The sequence below is a fragment of the Escherichia sp. MR genome, from assembly GCF_005280595.1.
Lineage (GTDB): Bacteria > Pseudomonadota > Gammaproteobacteria > Enterobacterales > Enterobacteriaceae > Escherichia > Escherichia ruysiae.
On record NZ_SZVK01000017.1, the window covers coordinates 20884 to 41204 of the forward strand.

At 50.0% G+C, this 20321-nt stretch carries 22 protein-coding genes, 1 pseudogene and 1 other annotated feature; of the genes and pseudogenes, 7 read left to right on the forward strand and 16 right to left on the reverse strand.

Annotated features, from left to right (window positions below; genetic code table 11):
* Window positions 1-222 precede the first annotated feature (222 nt).
* Window positions 223-519 carry a YciI family protein gene (locus FC814_RS09855; protein WP_000967595.1) on the reverse strand — a complete coding sequence of 99 codons (297 nt, stop codon included), beginning with the start codon at window positions 517-519 and terminating at the stop codon, window positions 223-225.
* Window positions 520-742: 223 nt separating this feature from the next.
* On the opposite strand from FC814_RS09855, the gene tonB reads away from it, so the two are divergent.
* A complete protein-coding gene (gene tonB, locus FC814_RS09860) occupies window positions 743-1462 on the forward strand; it encodes a TonB system transport protein TonB (protein ID WP_137325890.1) in 720 nt (239 codons plus the stop codon).
* A 39-nt stretch (window positions 1463-1501) separates the two neighbouring features.
* Here the strand turns inward: tonB and yciA are convergent, their stop codons facing one another.
* From yciA to FC814_RS09875, 3 genes are all read right to left on the reverse strand, one after another.
* Window positions 1502-1900: an acyl-CoA thioester hydrolase YciA gene (yciA, locus tag FC814_RS09865; protein ID WP_000108165.1), complete on the reverse strand. Its 399-nt coding sequence runs from the start codon at window positions 1898-1900 to the stop codon at window positions 1502-1504.
* A 104-nt stretch (window positions 1901-2004) separates the two neighbouring features.
* Window positions 2005-2544 carry a septation protein A gene (locus FC814_RS09870; RefSeq protein ID WP_000808667.1) on the reverse strand — a complete coding sequence of 180 codons (540 nt, stop codon included), beginning with the start codon at window positions 2542-2544 and terminating at the stop codon, window positions 2005-2007.
* Between the two features lie 29 nt (window positions 2545-2573).
* Entirely contained in the window at window positions 2574-3317 is a 744-nt protein-coding gene (locus FC814_RS09875; protein ID WP_137325878.1) for a YciC family protein, read from the reverse strand.
* A gap of 354 nt (window positions 3318-3671) precedes the next feature.
* Here FC814_RS09875 and ompW point away from each other — a divergent pair, with 354 nt between their 5' ends.
* A complete protein-coding gene (gene ompW / locus FC814_RS09880) occupies window positions 3672-4310 on the forward strand; it encodes an outer membrane protein OmpW (protein WP_000737249.1) in 639 nt (212 codons plus the stop codon).
* 58 nt (window positions 4311-4368) lie between these two features.
* On the opposite strand, the pseudogene FC814_RS09885 reads toward ompW, so the two are convergent.
* From FC814_RS09885 to trpL, 9 genes and pseudogenes are all read right to left on the reverse strand, one after another.
* Window positions 4369-4875: pseudogene (locus tag FC814_RS09885) on the reverse strand (ferritin-like domain-containing protein).
* Between the two features lie 45 nt (window positions 4876-4920).
* Window positions 4921-5421, reverse strand: coding sequence for a ferritin-like domain-containing protein (locus FC814_RS09890; protein ID WP_001056491.1), 501 nt, complete (start codon window positions 5419-5421; stop codon window positions 4921-4923).
* 85 nt (window positions 5422-5506) lie between these two features.
* Window positions 5507-5686 carry a general stress protein gene (locus FC814_RS09895; RefSeq protein WP_000807651.1) on the reverse strand — a complete coding sequence of 60 codons (180 nt, stop codon included), beginning with the start codon at window positions 5684-5686 and terminating at the stop codon, window positions 5507-5509.
* 381 nt (window positions 5687-6067) lie between these two features.
* The gene (gene trpA / locus FC814_RS09900; RefSeq protein ID WP_105279368.1) at window positions 6068-6874 is read right to left on the reverse strand and encodes a tryptophan synthase subunit alpha; all 807 of its coding nucleotides are present in this window, start codon (window positions 6872-6874) and stop codon (window positions 6068-6070) included.
* On the reverse strand, window positions 6874-8067 hold the full coding sequence (gene trpB, locus FC814_RS09905; protein ID WP_000209511.1) for a tryptophan synthase subunit beta: 1194 nt from the start codon (window positions 8065-8067) through the stop codon (window positions 6874-6876). The genes trpA and trpB overlap by 1 nt, the downstream gene beginning before the upstream one ends.
* A gap of 11 nt (window positions 8068-8078) precedes the next feature.
* Window positions 8079-9440 (reverse strand): bifunctional indole-3-glycerol-phosphate synthase TrpC/phosphoribosylanthranilate isomerase TrpF, encoded by a 1362-nt coding sequence (gene trpCF / locus FC814_RS09910; protein WP_170967945.1) that lies wholly within the window; start codon window positions 9438-9440, stop codon window positions 8079-8081.
* A complete protein-coding gene (gene trpD, locus FC814_RS09915) occupies window positions 9441-11036 on the reverse strand; it encodes a bifunctional anthranilate synthase glutamate amidotransferase component TrpG/anthranilate phosphoribosyltransferase TrpD (RefSeq protein WP_016158394.1) in 1596 nt (531 codons plus the stop codon). It abuts the gene before it with no gap.
* Window positions 11036-12598, reverse strand: coding sequence for an anthranilate synthase component I (gene trpE / locus FC814_RS09920; protein ID WP_001194556.1), 1563 nt, complete (start codon window positions 12596-12598; stop codon window positions 11036-11038). The genes trpD and trpE overlap by 1 nt, the downstream gene beginning before the upstream one ends.
* Window positions 12599-12619: 21 nt before the next feature.
* Window positions 12620-12713, reverse strand: a sequence feature (Trp leader region).
* The gene (trpL, locus tag FC814_RS09925; RefSeq protein WP_001700591.1) at window positions 12690-12734 is read right to left on the reverse strand and encodes a trp operon leader peptide; all 45 of its coding nucleotides are present in this window, start codon (window positions 12732-12734) and stop codon (window positions 12690-12692) included. (Overlaps the previous feature by 24 nt.)
* A gap of 137 nt (window positions 12735-12871) precedes the next feature.
* Between trpL and rnm the strand changes: the two genes are divergently transcribed.
* The 4 genes from rnm (at window position 12872) to rluB (ending at window position 17368) form a co-directional block, all read left to right on the forward strand.
* A complete protein-coding gene (rnm, locus tag FC814_RS09930) occupies window positions 12872-13753 on the forward strand; it encodes an RNase AM (RefSeq protein ID WP_001285663.1) in 882 nt (293 codons plus the stop codon).
* Window positions 13750-14370 carry an L-threonylcarbamoyladenylate synthase gene (locus FC814_RS09935; RefSeq protein ID WP_001516499.1) on the forward strand — a complete coding sequence of 207 codons (621 nt, stop codon included), beginning with the start codon at window positions 13750-13752 and terminating at the stop codon, window positions 14368-14370. The genes rnm and FC814_RS09935 overlap by 4 nt, the downstream gene beginning before the upstream one ends.
* Before the next feature lie 27 nt (window positions 14371-14397).
* Entirely contained in the window at window positions 14398-16281 is a 1884-nt protein-coding gene (locus tag FC814_RS09940; protein ID WP_137325879.1) for a DUF2207 domain-containing protein, read from the forward strand.
* 211 nt (window positions 16282-16492) lie between these two features.
* Complete coding sequence (gene rluB, locus FC814_RS09945) at window positions 16493-17368, forward strand: 23S rRNA pseudouridine(2605) synthase RluB (RefSeq protein ID WP_001291217.1); 876 nt, start codon at window positions 16493-16495, stop codon at window positions 17366-17368.
* A 39-nt stretch (window positions 17369-17407) separates the two neighbouring features.
* Here rluB and cobO read toward each other — a convergent pair whose 3' ends face one another.
* Window positions 17408-17998, reverse strand: a complete 591-nt coding sequence (gene cobO, locus FC814_RS09950; protein ID WP_105280531.1) for a cob(I)yrinic acid a,c-diamide adenosyltransferase — start codon at window positions 17996-17998, stop codon at window positions 17408-17410.
* The gene (locus FC814_RS09955) at window positions 17995-18753 is read right to left on the reverse strand and encodes a YciK family oxidoreductase (RefSeq protein WP_105280530.1); all 759 of its coding nucleotides are present in this window, start codon (window positions 18751-18753) and stop codon (window positions 17995-17997) included. Before FC814_RS09955 ends, cobO begins: the two co-directional genes overlap by 4 nt.
* 218 nt (window positions 18754-18971) lie before the next feature.
* On the opposite strand from FC814_RS09955, the gene sohB reads away from it, so the two are divergent.
* The gene (gene sohB, locus FC814_RS09960; RefSeq protein WP_137325880.1) at window positions 18972-20021 is read left to right on the forward strand and encodes a protease SohB; all 1050 of its coding nucleotides are present in this window, start codon (window positions 18972-18974) and stop codon (window positions 20019-20021) included.
* 35 nt (window positions 20022-20056) lie between these two features.
* Here the strand turns inward: sohB and FC814_RS09965 are convergent, their stop codons facing one another.
* A complete protein-coding gene (locus tag FC814_RS09965; protein ID WP_001031530.1) occupies window positions 20057-20308 on the reverse strand; it encodes a YciN family protein in 252 nt (83 codons plus the stop codon).
* Window positions 20309-20321: the final 13 nt, after the last annotated feature.

The following is a 20321-nucleotide window of genomic DNA, read 5'->3' on the forward strand; positions in this document are numbered from 1 at the left end:
GTTAAACAATAGTAGATGACTTTATCCGCAGTAATCAAAGGATTTGATTGAGCAATACCTTGTCAGGGAGGGGCATTTTTCCTGAATATGCTGACATCGTATAAAGAAATACAGATAAAGTTATTATCTGTTTGTTATAGCGGCTGCGATGGCATACCTACAAGGAAAGGCCAAACAAGAACACGGTTGCTAAAACCGTGTTCTAAGATGTTGAGCCTCTATTCAGAACACTTTCTTAAAGGGCTTTACTGAAACGTGTTCATACACTCCAGCCGCCACGTAAGGATCGGCATCAGCCCATGCTTGCGCTGCTTCCAGAGATTCAAATTCAGCAATCACCGTCGAACCTGTAAAACCTGCGGCACCAGGATCATTGCTATCAACTGCTGGCATTGGTCCCGCAGTCAGCAAACGACCTTCATCATGCAGTAACTGCAAACGCGCTAAATGTGCCGGACGAACGGAAAGACGTTTTTCGAGACTATCGGCTTTGTCTTGAGCGTAAATTACATACAACACGGGCACAACTCCTTGTTCGGAAAAGTTGTAAAGTACGTTATTTGAAAGGGCGAAGATCTGCAACGGAAAGATGATGTCTTTGTTAAGAGTCTGGATAAAGTCAGGTCAATTACGCCAAAAATTGCGTTTTCACTGATCCTGATCGTTTTGTGTTATTGAATATGATTGCTATTTGCATTTAAAATTGAGGCCTGGTTTTTCTACTGAAATGATTATGACTTCAATGACCCTTGATTTACCTCGCCGCTTCCCCTGGCCGACGTTACTTTCAGTCTGCATTCACGGTGCTGTCGTGGCGGGTCTACTCTATACCTCGGTACATCAGGTTATTGAACTACCTGCGCCCGCGCAGCCGATTTCTGTCACCATGGTTGCGCCAGCGGATCTCGAACCGCCACAAGCCGTTCAGCCGCCGCCGGAGCCGGTGGTAGAGCCAGAGCCGGAACCTGAGCCGATACCTGAACCGCCAAAAGAAGCGCCGGTGGTCATTGAAAAGCCGAAGCCAAAACCTAAGCCAAAACCGAAGCCAGTGAAAAAGGTGCAGGAACAGCCAAAGCGCGATGTTAAACCAGCGGAGTCGCGTCCGGCATCACCGTTTGAAAATACGGCACCAGCGCGCCCGACCACCAGCACGGCAACGGCTGCAATCAGCAAACCAGTCACTAGTGTGGCTTCAGGACCACGCGCATTAAGCCGCAATCAGCCGCAGTATCCAGCGCGTGCGCAGGCATTGCGCATTGAAGGGCAGGTTAAAGTTAAATTTGACGTTACACCGGATGGTCGCGTGGATAACGTACAAATTCTTTCCGCCAAACCCGCAAACATGTTTGAGCGCGAAGTGAAAAATGCGATGCGCAGATGGCGTTACGAGCCGGGTAAGCCAGGAAGTGGAATTGTGGTAAATATTCTGTTTAAAATTAACGGCACCACCGAAATTCAGTAAGTAAAAAGTCAAAAGCCTCCGACCGGAGGCTTTTGACTTTTACTCAACGGGTAAGGCGCGAGGCTTTCCTTCAGGATCTACAGCGACATACTTAAATAATGCTTCCGTCGCTTTATAGCGTTGCCCAAGTGGTTCAGACGCCACCTTTTTCACCCACACTTCAATATTAATACTGACAGATGTTGTCCCTTTTTGGACACAGCGTGCATAGCAGCACACTACATCGCCGACTGCAACCGGCCGCAAGAAAGTCATTCCTTCAACCCGCACGGTTACTACGCGACCGTGTGCAATTTCTTTTGCCAGAATGGCACCACCAATATCCATCTGCGACATTAACCAACCACCAAAGATGTCACCATTGGCATTGGTATCGGCAGGCATGGCTAAAGTTCGTAAAACCAGATCGCCCTGGGGGACGTTATGTGTTGTTGACATGGTAAAACCGACTAAAAAGGAAAATCACAGGCGCGATGCTACTATGATTTTCCTGAGGAGAACAGAGGAGATACAGCGCCAGCCCCGAAGGACTGGCAGTCTGGTTATGATTTATCTTCCTGTGGCATGTGGCGGTAGATATAGATACCGCTTAACAGCGTGAAGATTAAGGTGAGGGCGGTCAGACCGAACACTTTGAAGTTGACCCAAATATTTTGTGGTAGCCAGAAAGCGATATAGATGTTTGCCAGCCCGCAAAGGATAAAAAAGACTGCCCAGGCCAGATTCAACTTCGACCATACTGGCTGCGGCAGGGTAAGCTCTTTACCCAACATACGTTGAATCAGCGGCTTTTTCATTACCCATTGGCTAACCAACAGAGCACCGGCAAACAGTGCGTAAATTACGGTGACCTTCCATTTAATAAACTCATCATTGTGGAAGAATAGCGTCAGACCACCGAAGACAACCACCAGAACAAAGGTGATCAGAGCCATCTTCTCAACCTTACGAAAGCGAACCCAGCTATAAATAAGCACAATCGCTGTGGCGACGATCAGCGCCGCAGTTGCCGCATAGATGTCATAAATCTTATAGAACGCGAAGAAGACAACCAGCGGTAGAAAATCAAGAAACTGCTTCATTTTACGATTCCGTAATCAAATGCTTAGGGTTATTGGCGAATCAACATGTACAGACGGAACAGATAGATGAGCAATACGGCTGAAATCAGGTTGCTCAAGGTGTTCGCCAGTACAGCGCCAATTTCTGGGGTTAATGCGGCAAACGAAGAGGCAAACAGCAACAACAGAGTTTTTGCCAGTAACCAGCTCAATACCGCAGGTGCCACCAGACGCATATTCGCCCATGTCAGCCGCATACTGCTGCGCATGGAGGCGAAAACGCCCATTTTATCCTGGACCAGCATCACGGGAGCCAACGCCAGCAGGATGGCCATGATGATACCAGGAACGACCACCAGCATGATGCCTATTTGCACAATCAATGTTGTCAGGAGGATTAGCAAGAATAGCTTCGGTAATACCGGAGCGCTCGCGCCAATTGCCCGTAATGCGCTGACCCGCTGACCGGCGGACACTAGCTGGAGCATTAATAATACGCCGCCCGCAAGAATGGCGTTACCGATTAATCCTGAAAAGGTAGAAGCAGCGGACGCACGCAGCAAAATCTGCTGTTGTTCCGGGGACATATTTTGTACCAGGTCGAACAACCCACCGCCGCCACTAACGGGTACACCGTCATTGAGCTGCGCAAGTTGAGCGTCACTGGGTGAGAAAACATGTCCTAACACCACTGTGATAAATGCACAAAGCAACGATACCAACAGAATGGTCATAAATTGATTACGGAAGAAATTTCCGGTGTCACGGTATACGGACTGCGCCGTGATAGACATGCACTCTCCTTGAGTTTTATGCAGGTGTTAATTAGCGGGCAATTGTACCCTGGTTAGCCTCTCAGTGGCAGCATCAGGTCATGTATGGAAAAGCATATCTTTGTAAAGCGGAGGTAATTGTTGGCATTTATGTGTGCAGACGGGAGCAAGTGGCGAGCGCGTTAATATTTGCGCAGCGCAAATATTCGAAAATTGATTTAAATCACATTAACCAGGATTTGTGATGCAACTTCTAAATTAATCCAGATCAATAAAGGGTGATTTAGAGGATGTAGTGTGATCTGTGTAGGATCATTTGTTACCCCAATGTAGGTATATTTGTCACGTTTTTATAACCATAACGACGGAGCGGATATGAAAAAATTAACAGTGGCGGCTTTGGCAGTAACAACACTTCTCTCTGGCACAGCCTTTGCGCATGAAGCAGGCGAGTTTTTTATGCGTGCAGGTTCTGCGACTGTGCGTCCGACAGAAGGCGCTGGTGGTACGTTAGGAAGTCTGGGGGGATTTAGCGTGACTAATAACACTCAGTTGGGCCTGACGTTTACGTATATGGCGACTGACAATATCGGTGTTGAATTACTGGCAGCGACGCCTTTCCGCCATAAAATCGGTACTCGCGCGACCGGTGATATTGCAACAGTCCATCATCTGCCGCCAACACTGATGGCGCAGTGGTATTTTGGTGATGCCAGCAGCAAATTCCGTCCTTACGTTGGTGCCGGTATTAACTACACCACGTTCTTTGATAATGGATTTAACGATCATGGCAAAGAGGCCGGGCTTTCCGATCTCAGTCTGAAAGATTCCTGGGGCGCTGCCGGGCAGGTTGGGGTGGATTATCTGATTAACCGTGACTGGTTGGTTAACATGTCAGTCTGGTACATGGATATCGATACTACCGCAAATTATAAACTGGGCGGTGCACAGCAACACGACAGTGTACGCCTCGATCCGTGGGTGTTTATGTTCTCCGCAGGCTATCGTTTTTAATTCCCCGCAAAAATGACCCCGTAATTACGGGGTCAATAAGGACATGGTATAAAGGGTATTATTTCTTCGCTTCTACGCCATCAGTTTCAGCACGAATTAAAAATTTCTCAGTTGTTTGCGGAATATGCTGAATTAGCCAGTCGGCCATTTGCTTTTCCTCATTTAAAATCGCTTCGATGACCGGAATAGAGGCTGTATCACCGGCATTTTTTGCCGCAGCTAATAGTGAGGTATAGCAGGCGATTTAAAATTGCTCGAAGACATAGCCGCTAATGGAACCTTTGACAATTTCATCAGAAGGAAAAATACCACCGATAGACTGCCCAAGCGCAGCCATTTTACTCATGGAATCTTTAATGACTGAACGTGAAATGTCATTACGATCAAGAATAGTTTCCAGTTGAACAATCTGGTTTTTGGTTTCACTAAGATGTTGTTCAATACGAGCGCGTAGTTCAGGATAATTATCTATGCGGCTGGCCATGGATTCAAGCATAGATTCGGCTTGCTTTTCCATTGCGTGGGCGTCACGTAACCAGTCATGATAATGTTCAATACGATTCATGAAAATGTCCTCTTTATAAAATTACTGAAAGTTGAAGTTCATATTTCAGGCTTTATTTTCGGCTTTCTTATTTACGTTATTAAGAGCCAGATCAGTCAGTTTGATGTCTGTGGCCTTTTCTTCTTCCAGAGTTTCTTTCAGAAGCTTCGCTGCTTTACGGTAACCTAATTGTTCAGCCAGTGTCGCTAAGGTCCCGTAACTGGCAATTTCATAGTGCTCGACTTTCTGTGCAGCAGCAATGAGCGCGGCGTCACGCACTTCGTTTTTTTCTGTGCTCTCAATGACCTCATTAGCTTCTTCAATGAGTCCTTCCATTGCTACGCACTTCATGCGTTTAATTTTAAGATTTGATTCGGATTCTACGACTTGATCAATACGTTCTATCTGTCCATGAGTTTCCTCAAGGTGCGCATGAAAAGCCTGACTTAGTTTTTCGTTTGATGTTGCTCTGGCGAGTTTTGCCAGTGCCCGGGTTAATTGTTTTTCTGCGCTGTAGGTGTCTGAAAGCAGGTGAATAAATACATCTTCAATGGTCTTCATATTCATATTTTTCTCCAGTGAAATCACTGCGAGCCATACGGCCCGCAGATACAATTATCTTTATCAGCTGATATTAATAATTAACGGTGGATCAGGATTTTCCTGATTTATTACCACCGCTTTGTTGACCGCCTTTTTTACCCGCTTCGGATGCGCGTTGCGGATCGTTTTTAAAATTACCGCCGCTGTGCTGACCACCTTTACGACCTGCGTCGGATGCCTTCTCACGATCTTCGGCGAAATTTCCTGAACCACCACGATGTTCGGCCATGTTATTTCTCCCGTTACGTTGCATTGTTTGATTAATATGAGTGTTGTGTGCCGACACTCATTAAAATTAGTCGCTAATAAGAATTAGTCAAATTAAGCGTGGCAAGGAGGGAGGGTGGAAAATATATTTTGAGGAAGGTTCTGGATATATTAATAATTGCCTGAGGAATAAGTGACTTAGGAAAAATTATTGATTTTACTGGTGTTATGTTGCGGGATTAATTTGTTTGATTATATTACTGTTGGGCGGAAAAATGACGTAAGTTGACGTATGTTAGGGTTAAGCGAAACGGTAAAAAGGCAAATAATAAATAAAATTAAGATTTTTCTGGCTTCGTTAAAGGAATACAAAATGCCGCCAGCAGAACTGACGGCTGTGGGATTAACTGCGTGTTGCCGCTTTCATCGGTTGTATAAAAGCTTTCAATGCCACCAACATTTTCTCTGGCTCATTAATATGTTGCTCGATGATTTTAACAATGGCCGAACCAGAAATCGCGCCCGCAGCTCCTGCATCAATCGCTGCTTTTACCTGATCCGGGGCGGAAATACCAAATCCCTGCAATGGAGGTGCAGCGTTGTACTCTTTCAGCTTCGCAACCAGATGATTGAGGGGTAACGCGGCGCGGTTTTCTGCGCCGGTCACGCCCGCACGCGACAATAAATAGGTGTAACCACGACCATAAGAGGCTATCTGACGCAGCAAATCATCGTCGGCATTCGGCGGGCAGATAAATATAGGTGCGACGTTATGGCGCAACGCAGCCTGGCGGAAGGGCGCAGACTCTTCCACGGGCACATCGGCAACCAGCACCGAATCGACGCCGACTTTCTCGCACTGGGCATAAAACTCATCAATACCTTTGTTAAACACCAGGTTGGCATACATCAGAAGGCCAATGGGAATATTCGGGTGTTTCTGGCGAATCAGTGCCAGCATTTCAAAACATTGTGCCGGGGTCACACCCGCCGCAAAAGCACGCAGTGTGGCGTTTTGAATCGTCGGGCCATCTGCCAGCGGGTCAGAGAAGGGGATGCCTAACTCCAGCGCGTCAGCACCGGCTTCAATTAGCGTATCGATAATTTTCAGCGACTGCTCAATGCCCGGATCACCGAGCGTGACGAAAGGAACGAATGCGCCTTCTTTGCGCTCCTTCAAACGGGCAAACAGAGATTCGTAGCGTTCCATCAGATTTCCCCTCGTGCTTTCAAAATATCGTGAACGGTGAAGATGTCTTTGTCGCCGCGACCGGAAAGGTTAACCACCAGCAGCTGCTCTTTTTCCGGGTTTTCGCGCATCATTTTCAGCGCATGAGCCAGGGCATGGGAGGATTCCAGCGCCGGAATAATCCCTTCATGCAGGCACAGCGTTTTAAAGGCGTCCAGTGCTTCATCATCGGTAATTGAGACATAATCAGCGCGTCCAGTGCTGTTGAGATACGCGTGTTGCGGGCCGACAGACGGGAAATCCAGCCCGGCTGAGATGGAGTAAGATTCTTCAATCTGCCCGTCTTCTGTCTGCATCATCGGCGCTTTCATACCGAAATAGATGCCCACACGACCATGTTTCAATGGTGCACCGTGCTCGCCGGTTTCGATACCGTGACCGCCTGGCTCCACGCCAATCAGGCCAACGTCGGTTTCGTTGATGAAATCAGCAAACATCCCGATGGCATTCGAACCGCCGCCAACACAGGCGATAACGGCGTCCGGTAGGCGACCTTCTCTTTCCAGAATCTGTGCTTTGGTTTCTTCGCCAATCATCCGTTGAAACTCACGCACAATGGTCGGGTAAGGATGCGGGCCAGCTGCGGTGCCCAGCATATAGTGCGCGGTTTCATAACTGCCTGACCAGTCGCGCAGCGCCTCGTTACAGGCATCTTTCAGCGTCGCGGAACCGCTATGTACCGGAATCACTTCCGCGCCCATTAAGCGCATACGAAAAACGTTGGGCGACTGACGTTCGACGTCTTTGGCACCCATATAAATTCGACATTTCAGGCCAAGCAGGGCGCTGGCAAGGGCAGACGCCACACCATGCTGACCGGCACCGGTTTCGGCGATGATTTCGGTTTTACCCATCCGCTTCGCCAGTAAGGCCTGACCCAGCACCTGGTTTGTTTTATGTGCGCCGCCGTGCAGTAAATCTTCACGCTTCAGGTACAACGTGGTGTTAGTGCCGGCCGTAATATTCTGGCATTTAGTCAGCGCGGTCGGGCGTCCGGCATAGTTTTTTAGCAGATCATTAAACTGCGCCTGAAATTCTGGATCTTTTTGTGCGCTGACGAAGGCTTCTTCCAGCTGGCGCAGGGCAGGCATCAGGATTTGTGGCACGTACATGCCGCCAAACTCACCAAAATACGGGTTAAGTAATGTTGTCATTGTTCCTTTCCTTAATATGCGCGCAGTGTCTGGAAAACCGAGGCCAAAAGACGTGCGTCTTTGATGCCCGGTTGCGACTCTACAGCAGAATTAAAATCAAGCCCGGCGCAGCCGGTTTGTGCCGCTTCCTCGCAGTTATCTGCGCCTAAGCCACCCGCCAGCAGAACGTTGCCAAGCGATTGACCGTTTAACAGTGACCAGTCGAAACGTTGCCCGCTTCCGCCCTGGCCGTTATCGAAAACATATTTATCAACGTGCTGAAAATCGCGCGCTGGCAGGGTTTCTCCAACGCTCAATGCTTTCCAGATGGCAACGTTTGCTGGCAGAGCATCACGCAGTGCGTCGATATATTGCTGATCTTCACTGCCATGCAGTTGCACTGCCACCAGCGATAACACCTTAGCTTTGCCTGCCACATCGGCAATATCGTGATTGCGGAACACGCCAACATACTGCAACGGTGCCGCAGCCATCACTTCCTGCGCCTGTTCAACGCTGACGCAACGCGGTGATGTCGCAACAAAAATCAACCCACCGTAAATCGCGCCTGCGTCATAAGCTGCTTTAGCATCTTGCCCACGCGTCAGGCCACACACTTTATTCTCACCCAACAACATCCGGCGCACGGCGGCGTTTAGATCGTCGTGCGCCATCAGCGCCGAGCCAATCAAAAAGCCGTTAGCGAAGTGGCCTAATTCGCGCACCTGAGCGTAAGTATTGATGCCGGATTCGCTGATCACCGTCACGTTGTGCCCCAGTTTTGGCGCAAGCTCGCGCGTGCGGTTGAGATCAATCGACAAATCACGCAGATCGCGGTTGTTGATGCCAACGACCTTTGCCCCCAATGCAATGGCGCGCTCCAGTTCCTCTTCATTACTGACTTCGGTCAGCACACCCATCTTCAAACTATGGGCGACGGCTGCAAGCTGGCGATACGATTCGTCGTCCAGCACTGAAAGCATTAATAAGCAGGCATCAGCCTGGTAATAGCGCGCCAGATAGATCTGGTAAGGGTCGATAATAAAGTCTTTACATAAAATCGGCTGTGGCGCGATTTGGCTGACGATGGGGAGGAAATCAAAGCTTCCCTGGAAATATTTCTCATCAGTCAGCACCGAAATTGCCGAAGCGTAATGCTTATAAATCGAGGCAATGCGTGCCGGATCGAAATCATCACGGATCACGCCTTTTGATGGCGACGCTTTCTTGCATTCCAGAATAAATGCGGTACGTGCACCCTGTAGCGCATCATAAAAATGTCGCGTGCTCGGCTGAATTTCATTCTGAAAACTGGCAAGTGGTTGCTGCTGTTTACGGGCTTCTACCCAAATCGCCTTGTCCGCGACGATTTTCGCTAAAACGGTTTGCATCATTTACCCTCGTGCCGCCAGTGCGGTGACTCTGTCGTAAGCGGAACCACTACGCAGTACCTCAAGAACGGTTTGCGCATTGGCTTGCAGATCTTCCTGGCCATGCAGGCGCATTAACATGGCGACATTCGCCGCGACGGCTGCCTCATGGGCGGCGTCGCCTTTACCTTGTAACAAACGTGTTAAAATGTCACGGTTTTCTTCCGGCGTTCCGCCAGCCAGTTGTTCCTGGTGGTAGGGCGTCAGGCCAAAATCTTCTGCGGTCAACTGATAGCTTTTAATTTCGCCATCGTGCAACTCGGCAACAATCGTTGGTGCGTGTAACGAAACTTCATCCATTCCGCCGCTGTGCACAACCGCTGCGCGTTGATACCCCAACACGCGCAAGGTTTCGGCAATCGGCAGTACCAGCTCCGGACTATAAACACCAATTAACGCCAGCGGCGGATGCGCCGGGTTAATCAATGGCCCCAGCACGTTGAACAGAGTGCGGGTTTTCAGTTGCTGACGAACCGGCATCGCGTGGCGGAATCCGGTGTGATATTTCGGTGCAAAGAGGAAACAGACGCCTAACTCATCCAGCGCCTGGCGCGATTTATCGGCGTTCATATCAAGATTAATACCGAACGCCGCCAGCAGATCCGAAGAACCCGATTTACTGGAGACGCTGCGGTTGCCGTGTTTCGCCACTTTCAGCCCACAGGCTGCTGCAACAAAAGCACTGGCGGTAGAAATGTTGATACTGTTGCTGCCGTCACCGCCGGTGCCGACAATATCGGCAAACAGATAATCCGGGCGCGGGAACGGCGCAGCGTTTTCCAGAAGCGCAGTTGCTGCTCCGGCGATTTCGTTCGGGTGTTCGCCACGAATTTTCATGCTCACCAGCGCCGCCGCCAGTTGTTCCGGCTTCAGTTCACCACGTACCACTGCTGAAAATAGCTGGTGGCTTTCCTGCTGGCTAAGGGTCTGCGCCTGATACAGTTTTTCCAGAATCGGTTGCAGCGTGTTGGTGGGTTCCAGCTTTTGCTGCGCCCAGGCCAGCGTTTGTTCCAGCAAGCGAGCGCCCTGGGTGGTGAGAATGGATTCCGGATGGAACTGGAATCCACAGACGCGATCCGCATCATGACGAACCGCCATCACCATGCCATTAAAATGGGCGTTGATGGTTAAACCGGCCGGAATGTTACTGCCCACCAGCGAGTGATAACGCGCCACTGGCAGAGGGTTTGTTAACCCGGCAAACATCGCCTGACCGTCATGTTCAATGCTCGACGCTTTACCGTGCAGAATTTCGCCCGCCTGGCCGACATAACCCCCATAGGCTTCGACAATCGCCTGATGACCGAGGCAAATGCCAATAATCGGCAGCTTGCCGCGCAGACGAGTAAGCAGTTCCGGCATGCAACCCGCTTCGCTCGGCACACCGGGGCCAGGAGAAAGCATCAGCACCGGATTGCTCATCGTCGCCAGGCGTTCAATTAAGGTCTGCGCCGGAATATGGTTGCGGTAAATCACCACGTTATGACCATTGCTGCGCAACTGATCTGCCAGGTTGTAAGTAAAAGAGTCGATATTATCGAGCAGCAGAATGTCAGCCATCAGAAAGTCTCCTGTGCATGATGCGCGGTGGCGATAGCGCGCAGTACAGCGCGGGCTTTATTACGGGTTTCGTCGGCTTCCGACTGCGGAACAGAATCAAGAACCACGCCAGCACCGGCCTGCACGGTGGCGATGCCGTTTTCCACCAGTGCCGAGCGGATCACAATGCAGGTGTCGAGATCGCCGTGTGCGGTGAAATAACCTACCGCGCCGCCGTAACTGCCGCGTCGACGACCTTCCGCTTCGGCAATTAACTGCATGGCGCGCACTTTCGGCGCACCGCTTAATGTGCCCATATTCATACAGGCGCGATAAGCGTGCAGGGCGTCAAGATCGTGGCGCAATTCACCGACAACGCGGGAGACGAGATGCATCACGTAAGAGTAACGGTCAACTTTGGTGAGGTCGGCAACGTAGCGGCTGCCGGGGGTGCAAATGCGTGCCAGATCATTACGGGCGAGATCCACCAGCATCAGATGTTCCGAAAGCTCTTTATGGTCGGTACGCATCTCCAGTTCTATGCGGCTGTCGAGGTCTCTGTCTAGTGAACCATCGGCGCGACGACCTCGTGGGCGTGTTCCTGCAATCGGGTAGATTTCAATCTGGCGGCTGGTGGCGTCATACTTGAGCGAACTTTCCGGCGACGCACCGAACAGAGTGAAATCATCATCCTGCATAAAAAACATATACGGGCTGGGGTTACTCTTTTTCAGCACGTAATAGGCTGCCAGCGGTGACGGGCAGGGCAGTGAGAAACGGCGAGAGGGGACGACCTGGAAAATTTCTCCGGCGCGAATCGCTTTTTGCAACGAACGCACTACGCCACCGAACTCTTCATCGCTCTGATTACATTCACAACGCATATGCGGTACGGAAACCACTGGCAGCGGCGGCGCGGCTTCGGTCAGTTGCTGACGTAGTTCGTTCAGGCGTGCAGTGAGACGCTGTTTTTCTTCTTCATTCGGCGCAAACAGGCTGGCCTGAATGCGGGTGCTTTTTTTCTGATGGTCAATCACCATCAGCGTTTCAGCGAGATAAAAACAGAAATCAGGGCAGTTATTTTCCGCTGACAATTGCGGTAAATCTTCAAACCCCGCGACCAGGTCATAAGAGAACAGGCCGCCAAAGAACATCGCTTCCCGTTCTTCCTTCGGTACATTCAACAGATTCTGCAATAAGCGGAAAGCGTCAAAAACCGAAAGGGAGCATAAGCGGGCGTCTTCATCCAGCAGTGGACTGACAGCGGGGAAGCGCAGCACACGGCAGTTTGGTGATTGTTCATTTTCCACCCCCGCAGGCAGGGCGTTATCCAGTAGTGTCAGCAGGGTTTCGCCATTGCCGGAAAGCGCCTGGATTGTGACAGTGTCACCTAATGCTGTAATGCGCAGCGCACTGTCTACCAGCAGCAGGCTTTTTAAATCATCTTTGCTGTCGATATCTGCGGATTCCAGCAGCAGCGTTGCCGGACGATCCCCACACAACTGGTGAAAAAGCGCGGTGGGATTGTCGCGATAAGCGCCTTCGCAGGTTAGCAATTCGAGATTCGGTTTTTGTGTTTGCATTGTTATTCTCTAATTTTGTTCAAAAAAAAGCCCGCTGATTAGGCGGGCTGGGTATCTGATTGCTTTACGCATGGTGAATACACTGCCCGTTTCAGGAAGTGCGCCACCAACCTTTCAGTACGAAAATTGCTTTCATTGTCGATACCCTTTTTGCGTGAACTTGCGTACTAGTTAACTAGTTCAATGATTAATTGTCAACAGCTCATTTCAGAATATTTGCCAGAACCGTTATGATGTCGGCGCAAAAAACATTATCCAGAACGGGAGTGCGCCTTGAGCGACACGAATTACGCAGTGATTTACGACCTGCACAGCCATACGACAGCTTCCGATGGCTGCCTGACGCCAGAAGCATTGGTGCACCGTGCAGTCGAGATGCGCGTCGGCACCCTGGCGATCACCGACCATGACACCACAGCCGCAATCGCGCCAGCAAGAGAGGAAATTTCACGTTCGGGGCTGGCGCTGAATCTTATTCCCGGCGTGGAAATTTCCACGGTCTGGGAAAATCATGAAATTCATATTGTCGGGCTGAATATTGATATTACTCATCCGCTAATGTGTGAGTTCCTCGCGCAGCAGACAGAACGGCGCAATCAGCGGGCGCAGCTAATTGCCGAAAGACTTGAAAAAGCGCAAATACCTGGTGCGCTGGAAGGCGCGCAACGGCTGGCGCAGGGCGGCGCGGTGACGCGCGGTCATTTTGCTCGTTTCCTTGTGGAGTGCGGCAAAGCCAGTTCAATGGCGGATGTCTTTAAAAAGTATCTGGCGCGCGGGAAAACCGGATACGTTCCGCCACAGTGGTGTACAATAGAACAAGCTATTGATGTCATTCATCATTCTGGCGGTAAGGCGGTACTAGCTCATCCTGGGCGGTACAATCTTAGTGCTAAATGGCTGAAAAGATTGGTTGCGCATTTTGCCGAACACCACGGCGACGCGATGGAAGTCGCGCAGTGCCAGCAATCGCCCAATGAACGCACCCAACTGGCGACACTTGCGCGTCAGCACCATTTATGGGCATCACAAGGATCTGATTTTCATCAGCCATGCCCGTGGATCGAACTGGGTCGTAAACTCTGGCTGCCCGCAGGCGTTGAAGGCGTCTGGCAGCTATGGGAACAGCCGCAGAACACCACAGAGAGGGAATTATGAGTCAGTTTTTTTATATTCATCCTGATAACCCGCAGCAACGTCTGATCAATCAGGCGGTGGAGATCGTGCGTAAAGGCGGGGTGATTGTCTATCCAACCGATTCCGGCTATGCGCTCGGCTGTAAAATTGAAGATAAAAACGCCATGGAGCGTATTTGTCGTATTCGCCAGCTGCCGGACGGTCACAACTTTACCCTGATGTGTCGCGATCTTTCTGAACTTTCGACCTATTCCTTTGTGGATAACGTCGCGTTTCGTCTGATGAAAAACAACACGCCAGGTAACTATACCTTCATCCTTAAGGGGACGAAGGAAGTGCCACGCCGTTTGTTGCAGGAAAAACGCAAAACCATCGGGATGCGCGTGCCGTCAAACCCCATCGCCCAGGCGTTACTTGAGGTGCTGGGTGAACCGATGCTTTCCACTTCGTTGATGCTGCCGGGCAGCGAATTTACCGAATCCGATCCGGAAGAAATTAAAGACCGTCTGGAAAAACAGGTGGATTTGATCATTCACGGCGGTTATCTCGGCCAGAAACCGACAACGGTCATCGACCTCACCGATGATACGCCAGTCGTGGTGCGTGAAGGCGTAGGTGATGTGAAGCCTTTCTTATAAAAAATTGCGTTCCACGGATGGAAGATTATGGCAGGGACATTTCGCTGCATTTTGCTGTTGATAGCTGGGCTGCTTTACTCATCGCTGGGTTACGCGAAAAACATGGAGATTCCTTATCATGAAGAAGGGATCTCGCTCTTTGATGTTGAGGCCACCATGCAACCTGATGGGGTGCTCGACATTAAAGAGAACATTCATTTTCAGGCGAGAAATCAGCAGATTAAGCATGGATTTTATCGTGATTTGCCTCGATTATGGATGCAGCCTAATGGTGATGCGGCGCTGCTAAACTATCGCATTATTGGCGTCACTCGTGATGGTATTCCTGAACCCTGGCAACTTGACTGGCATATCGGGTTGATGAGTATTGTCGTGGGCGATAAGCAGCGTTTCTTGCCACAAGGCGATTATCATTATCAAATTCATTACCAGGTTGAAAATGCTGTACTGCGTGAGGGTGATTCTGACCTGCTTATCTGGAACGTAACTGGTAATAACTGGCCGTTTGAAATCTATAAGACCCGATTTTCACTCAAGTTGCCTGATATTGCGGGTAATCCATTTAGCGAAATCGATCTCTTTACTGGAGAAGAGGGCGACACATATCGAAATGGCCGCATCCTTGAGGACGGAAGAATTGAATCCCGCGATCCGTTTTACCGTGAAGATTTCACTGCACTCTACCGTTGGCCTCATGCCTTGCTGGATAATTCCCCGGCACAACACACGACGAATATTTTTAGCCATCTTTTTTTGCCCTCAACATCGTCTCTTATCATTTGGTTACCGTGTCTGTTACTGGTGTGTGGATGGTTATATCTCTGGAAGCGCAGGCCACAATTTACGCCGGTAGATGTGAGTGAAACTGAAATCATTCCCCCAGATTACACGCCTGGCATGTTGCGTCTCGATGCGAAGCTGGTTTACGACGATAAAGGTTTTTGTGCCGATATCGTAAATCTGATTGTGAAAGGAAAAATTCATCTGGAAGACCTGTATGACAAGAACCAGCAAATCCTGATTCGTGTTAATGAAGGCGCGACCAGAAATAATGAGGTACTACTGCCCGCAGAGCAGTTATTACTGGAAGCGTTATTTCGTAAAGGCGATAAGGTCGTTCTTACGGGGAGACGCAACAGAGTCTTACGCAGGGCATTTTTACGGATGCAGAAATTTTATCTGCCGCGTAAAAAGTCTTCGTTTTACCGACCGGATGCGTTTTTGCAATGGGGCGGACTGGCGATATTAGCAGTCATTTTTTATGGAAACCTGAGTCCCGTTGGCTGGGCAGGTATGAGTCTGGTGGCTGATATGTTTATCATGACCTGCTGGCTTCTTCCTTTTTTGTTTTCTTCCCTTGCGCTTTTGTTTGCCCGCGATGATGACAAGCCTTGCGTTAATCGTGTAATCATCACTTTGTTTTTACCACTGATTTGTTCAGGCGTGGCTTTCTATTCTCTCTACATCAATGTCGGAGATGTGTTCTTTTACTGGTATATGCCAGCCGGTTATTTTAGTGCCGTTTTCCTGACGGGGTATCTCACCGCCCTGGGGTATATTTTTCTGCCACAGTTTACACAAACTGGGCAGCAACGTTATGCCCACGGCGAGGCTATCGTCAACTATCTTGCGCGTAAAGAGGCGGCAACGCACAGTGGGCGGCGGCGGAAAGGGGAAACACGGAAACTGGATTACACTTTGTTAGGTTGGGCGGTCTCGGCAAACCTTGGCAGAGAATGGGCAGCACGTATCACTCCGTCACTTACAGCGGCTGTTCGCGCTCCGGAAATTGCCCGTAGCGGCGTTTTATTCTCATTACAGATGCACCTGAGTCTGGGAGCTAATACCAGTTTGTTGGGGCGAAGTTATTCCGGTAGTAGTGGCGGTGGCGCAGGCGGTGGTGGCTGGTAATCAAGCTGATGTTAATCGAAACAAGCTTTAACCCTAAAGATAGTGTAGTATGTTGCGCCTCAAAGCCAGGCCAGTTAAAACGTCATGTCGTTGACTTAAGGCCGGAAGAGTTCGAACAGACTTTACTATCAGTGAGTCAGATGTAAGTTCTGACTCACTGTTGCACAAAGCATATCAGACGCCTGGGAAGGCGACACCAAAAGGAAGCTCTATGAGCGAAAAGCTACAGAAAGTGCTGGCGCGTGCCGGCCACGGTTCTCGCCGTGAAATCGAATCTATTATTGAAGCCGGTCGTGTGAGTGTTGATGGCAAAATTGCTAAACTCGGCGATCGCGTTGAAGTTACTCCTGGACTGAAAATTCGTATCGATGGTCACCTGATTTCGGTGCGTGAGTCCGCTGAGCAAATTTGTCGCGTGCTGGCCTATTACAAGCCGGAAGGTGAGTTATGTACTCGTAACGACCCGGAAGGGCGTCCAACAGTGTTTGACCGTCTGCCGAAGCTGCGTGGCGCACGCTGGATTGCCGTAGGTCGTCTCGACGTTAATACCTGTGGTCTGTTGCTGTTCACCACCGACGGTGAACTGGCAAACCGTTTAATGCACCCAAGCCGTGAAGTTGAACGTGAATATGCCGTGCGTGTATTTGGTCAGGTTGACGACGCGAAACTGCGTGATTTGAGTCGTGGCGTGCAGTTGGAAGATGGTCCGGCAGCCTTTAAAACCATTAAGTTCAGCGGCGGCGAAGGGATCAACCAGTGGTACAACGTTACTCTGACCGAAGGCCGTAACCGTGAAGTTCGTCGTTTGTGGGAAGCGGTTGGTGTGCAGGTAAGCCGCCTGATCCGTGTTCGTTACGGTGATATCCCACTGCCAAAAGGTCTGCCACGCGGTGGCTGGACGGAGCTGGACCTCGCCCAGACTAACTATCTGCGCGAACTGGTGGAGCTACCGCCAGAAACCAGCTCTAAAGTCGCTGTAGAAAAAGACCGTCGTCGCATGAAGGCGAATCAGATTCGTCGTGCGGTGAAACGTCACAGTCAGGTGAGCGGCGGTCGTCGTTCTGGCGGACGTAATAATAACGGTTAATCAAAGTATGCCGGACGTCATATCCGGCATTTTTACAGATTAGTAATCAATCCCTATCTGCGCTTTTACACCGGCATCAAACGCATGTTTGATGGGGCGTAATTCACTTACCGTATCCGCCAATTCAAGAATATCCCGATGACAACCACGACCCGTGATAATCACCGTCTGTTGATGTGGACGTTTATTTAACGCCTGCACCACTTCTTCCAGTGGCAAATAGTCATACGCCACCATATACGTCAGCTCATCGAGCAAAACCATATCCAGTGAGGAATCCGCCAGCATTCGTTTTGCATGTTGCCAGACTTCGCGGCAGGCAGCGGTATCAGACTCACGGTTTTGCGTATCCCAGGTGAAGCCAGTTGCCATTACCTGAAACTCAACGCCGTGCGGCTCCAGCAGATTTCGTTCGCCATTAGGCCAGGTGCCCTTAATAAATTGCACGACGCCCACTTTTTTTCCGTGACCTACTGCGCGTGTTGCCGTACCAAATGCCGCTGTGGTTTTGCCTTTTCCATTGCCAGTAAAAACGATAATAATGCCGCGTTCATCCTGGGCCTGCGCCACACGGGCATCCACTTTTTCTTTAACTCGCTGCTGACGCTGTTGGTAGCGTTCATCACTCATTGGGAAATTCCTGGTTTACGGCCCGGTTGGGCGTCAAAGGTCATGCCGGTTTTACGGCGGCTATCATCGCCCATCAGCCAGAGGTAAAGTGGCATGATATCAGCGGGGGTTTTGAGTTTCTGCGGATCTTCCGTCGGGAAGGCGCTGGCACGCATGGCGGTGCGCGTACCGCCTGGGTTAATGCAGTTCACGCGCAGGCGCTGTTGATATTCATCGGCCAGTACCTGCATCATTCCTTCGGTGGCAAATTTTGAGGCAGCGTATGCACCCCAATTAGCCCGACCCTGACGCCCGACGCTTGATGAGGTAAAGACCAGCGAACCGGCGTCCGATTTGAGTAATAAAGGAAGCAGTGCCTGGGTCAGCATAAAGGTGGCATTAACGTTGACCTGCATGACATCCTGCCAGACCTGCGGATTTTGTTCACTCATCGGGCAAACTTCTCCAAGCAATCCGGCATTATGCAGAACGCCGTCCAGACGCGGATAATTAACGGCAATGCGCTGTGCCAGTTGATGGCAATCTTCGGATGTGCAGGTCAGTAAATCGAGAATAAACCACTGTGGATGACGTCCGGTCTCTTCGAACATACGCTGGGCGACCTGACGTAATTTTTCTTCATTACGACCCAGTAAAATCACTGTCGCGCCATAACGCGCATAAGTCTGAGCGGCTTCACGACCAATGCCGTCGCTGGCGCCGGTTACCAGGATAATACGATCATTGAGTAAATCTTGTTTTGGTTGGTAATGCATGGCTACTCCCCAACGACATCATCAGTCGCGCTGCCAGTGTACTTTATGACTTTGAGGGGTTATGCCTTAAACAGAGGCGCATTTCAATCGGCCTGGGGCGATAACGCCGCAAAATGAATACTTTGTCATACTTTCTCGTCAAGAATATCTCTGCGAGACGGCTTAAGATGCCTGTTGTAAACTGTGAGGCAAAGCGTTGTTTAACCAAGGTGGGACTCGTGGAATTGTTGTCTGAATATGGTTTGTTTTTGGCGAAAATTGTCACTGTTGTCGTGGCGATTGCGGCTGTTGCCGCCATTATTGTCAATGTTGCTCAACGTAATAAACGCCAGCGTGGCGAGTTACGGGTTAACAATCTCAGCGAACAATATAAGGAGATGAAAGAAGAACTGGCAGCAGCGCTGATGGACCCGCATCAGCAAAAGCAGTGGCACAAAGCGCAGAAGAAAAAGCACAAGCAAGAAGCGAAAGCAGCGAAAGCAAAAGCCAAACTGGGTGAGGTGGTGACTGACAGTAAACCCCGCGTCTGGGTACTGGATTTCAAAGGCAGCATGGACGCGCATGAAGTTAACTCATTACGTGAAGAGATAACCGCAGTACTCGCGGCATTTAAGCCACGGGATCAGGTTGTTTTGCGTCTGGAAAGCCCCGGCGGTATGGTTCATGGTTATGGCCTGGCAGCCTCACAATTGCGGCGTCTGCGCGATAAAAACATTCCTTTAACCGTTACGGTAGACAAAGTGGCTGCCAGCGGCGGGTACATGATGGCCTGTGTGGCGGACAAAATTGTTTCTGCGCCGTTTGCCATTGTTGGTTCCATCGGTGTGGTAGCGCAAATGCCCAACTTTAACCGCTTCCTGAAAAGTAAAGATATTGATATTGAACTGCATACTGCCGGGCAATATAAGCGCACGCTGACATTGCTGGGTGAAAATACTGAAGAAGGGCGCGAAAAATTCCGCGAAGAACTGAACGAAACACATCAGCTATTTAAAGATTTTGTAAAACGTATGCGTCCATCTCTGGATATTGAAGAGGTGGCTACCGGTGAACACTGGTACGGGCAACAGGCGGTAGAGAAAGGCCTGGTTGACGAAATCAACACCAGTGATGAAGTGATTCTTAATCTGATGGACGGTCGAGAAGTGGTCAATGTGCGTTATATGCAGCGTAAACGGTTAATCGATCGGTTTACCGGCAGTGCGGTAGAGAGCGTCGACCGATTGTTGCTACGCTGGTGGCAGCGTGGGCAAAAGCCTTTGATGTAAAAGACAAACGCGAGGTTCAGGCCTCGCGTTTTGCTTTAATCTACCAGATGATATTTTTCCGAGAGCACGTGTGCCAGGTGTTTGAACATATTAAACACCGCAGTGCTTTTCGCTGTCGGCAGCCCTTGCTCATCTAAAAAGTAATCGCCAGTAAACACCAGCACGCCATTACGCTGCGTGACGCCGGTGGCTTCAATTCCTGCGAGTGTGTCCTCATGCTCACGAATGATTTTGTTGGCCTCTTTCAACAGCGTTTCGCGGTCGATGGGTTGTGTCTCTTTGTTCATTATTTACTCCTTA

Bases quoted from the DNA above. Each gene is read 5' to 3' on its own strand.
- tonB (WP_137325890.1), top strand. From the start codon at position 743: ATGACCCTTGATTTACCTCGCCGCTTCCCCTGGCCGACGTTACTTTCA.
- yciA (WP_000108165.1), bottom strand. From the start codon at position 1,900: ATGTCAACAACACATAACGTCCCCCAGGGCGATCTGGTTTTACGAACT.
- FC814_RS09870 (WP_000808667.1), bottom strand. From the start codon at position 2,544: ATGAAGCAGTTTCTTGATTTTCTACCGCTGGTTGTCTTCTTCGCGTTC.
- FC814_RS09875 (WP_137325878.1), bottom strand. From the start codon at position 3,317: ATGTCTATCACGGCGCAGTCCGTATACCGTGACACCGGAAATTTCTTC.
- ompW (WP_000737249.1), top strand. From the start codon at position 3,672: ATGAAAAAATTAACAGTGGCGGCTTTGGCAGTAACAACACTTCTCTCT.
- FC814_RS09890 (WP_001056491.1), bottom strand. From the start codon at position 5,421: ATGAATATGAAGACCATTGAAGATGTATTTATTCACCTGCTTTCAGAC.
- FC814_RS09895 (WP_000807651.1), bottom strand. From the start codon at position 5,686: ATGGCCGAACATCGTGGTGGTTCAGGAAATTTCGCCGAAGATCGTGAG.
- trpA (WP_105279368.1), bottom strand. From the start codon at position 6,874: ATGGAACGCTACGAATCTCTGTTTGCCCGTTTGAAGGAGCGCAAAGAA.
- trpB (WP_000209511.1), bottom strand. From the start codon at position 8,067: ATGACAACATTACTTAACCCGTATTTTGGTGAGTTTGGCGGCATGTAC.
- trpCF (WP_170967945.1), bottom strand. From the start codon at position 9,440: ATGATGCAAACCGTTTTAGCGAAAATCGTCGCGGACAAGGCGATTTGG.
- trpD (WP_016158394.1), bottom strand. From the start codon at position 11,036: ATGGCTGACATTCTGCTGCTCGATAATATCGACTCTTTTACTTACAAC.
- trpE (WP_001194556.1), bottom strand. From the start codon at position 12,598: ATGCAAACACAAAAACCGAATCTCGAATTGCTAACCTGCGAAGGCGCT.
- FC814_RS09935 (WP_001516499.1), top strand. From the start codon at position 13,750: ATGAGTCAGTTTTTTTATATTCATCCTGATAACCCGCAGCAACGTCTG.
- FC814_RS09940 (WP_137325879.1), top strand. From the start codon at position 14,398: ATGGCAGGGACATTTCGCTGCATTTTGCTGTTGATAGCTGGGCTGCTT.
- rluB (WP_001291217.1), top strand. From the start codon at position 16,493: ATGAGCGAAAAGCTACAGAAAGTGCTGGCGCGTGCCGGCCACGGTTCT.
- cobO (WP_105280531.1), bottom strand. From the start codon at position 17,998: ATGAGTGATGAACGCTACCAACAGCGTCAGCAGCGAGTTAAAGAAAAA.
- FC814_RS09955 (WP_105280530.1), bottom strand. From the start codon at position 18,753: ATGCATTACCAACCAAAACAAGATTTACTCAATGATCGTATTATCCTG.
- FC814_RS09965 (WP_001031530.1), bottom strand. From the start codon at position 20,308: ATGAACAAAGAGACACAACCCATCGACCGCGAAACGCTGTTGAAAGAG.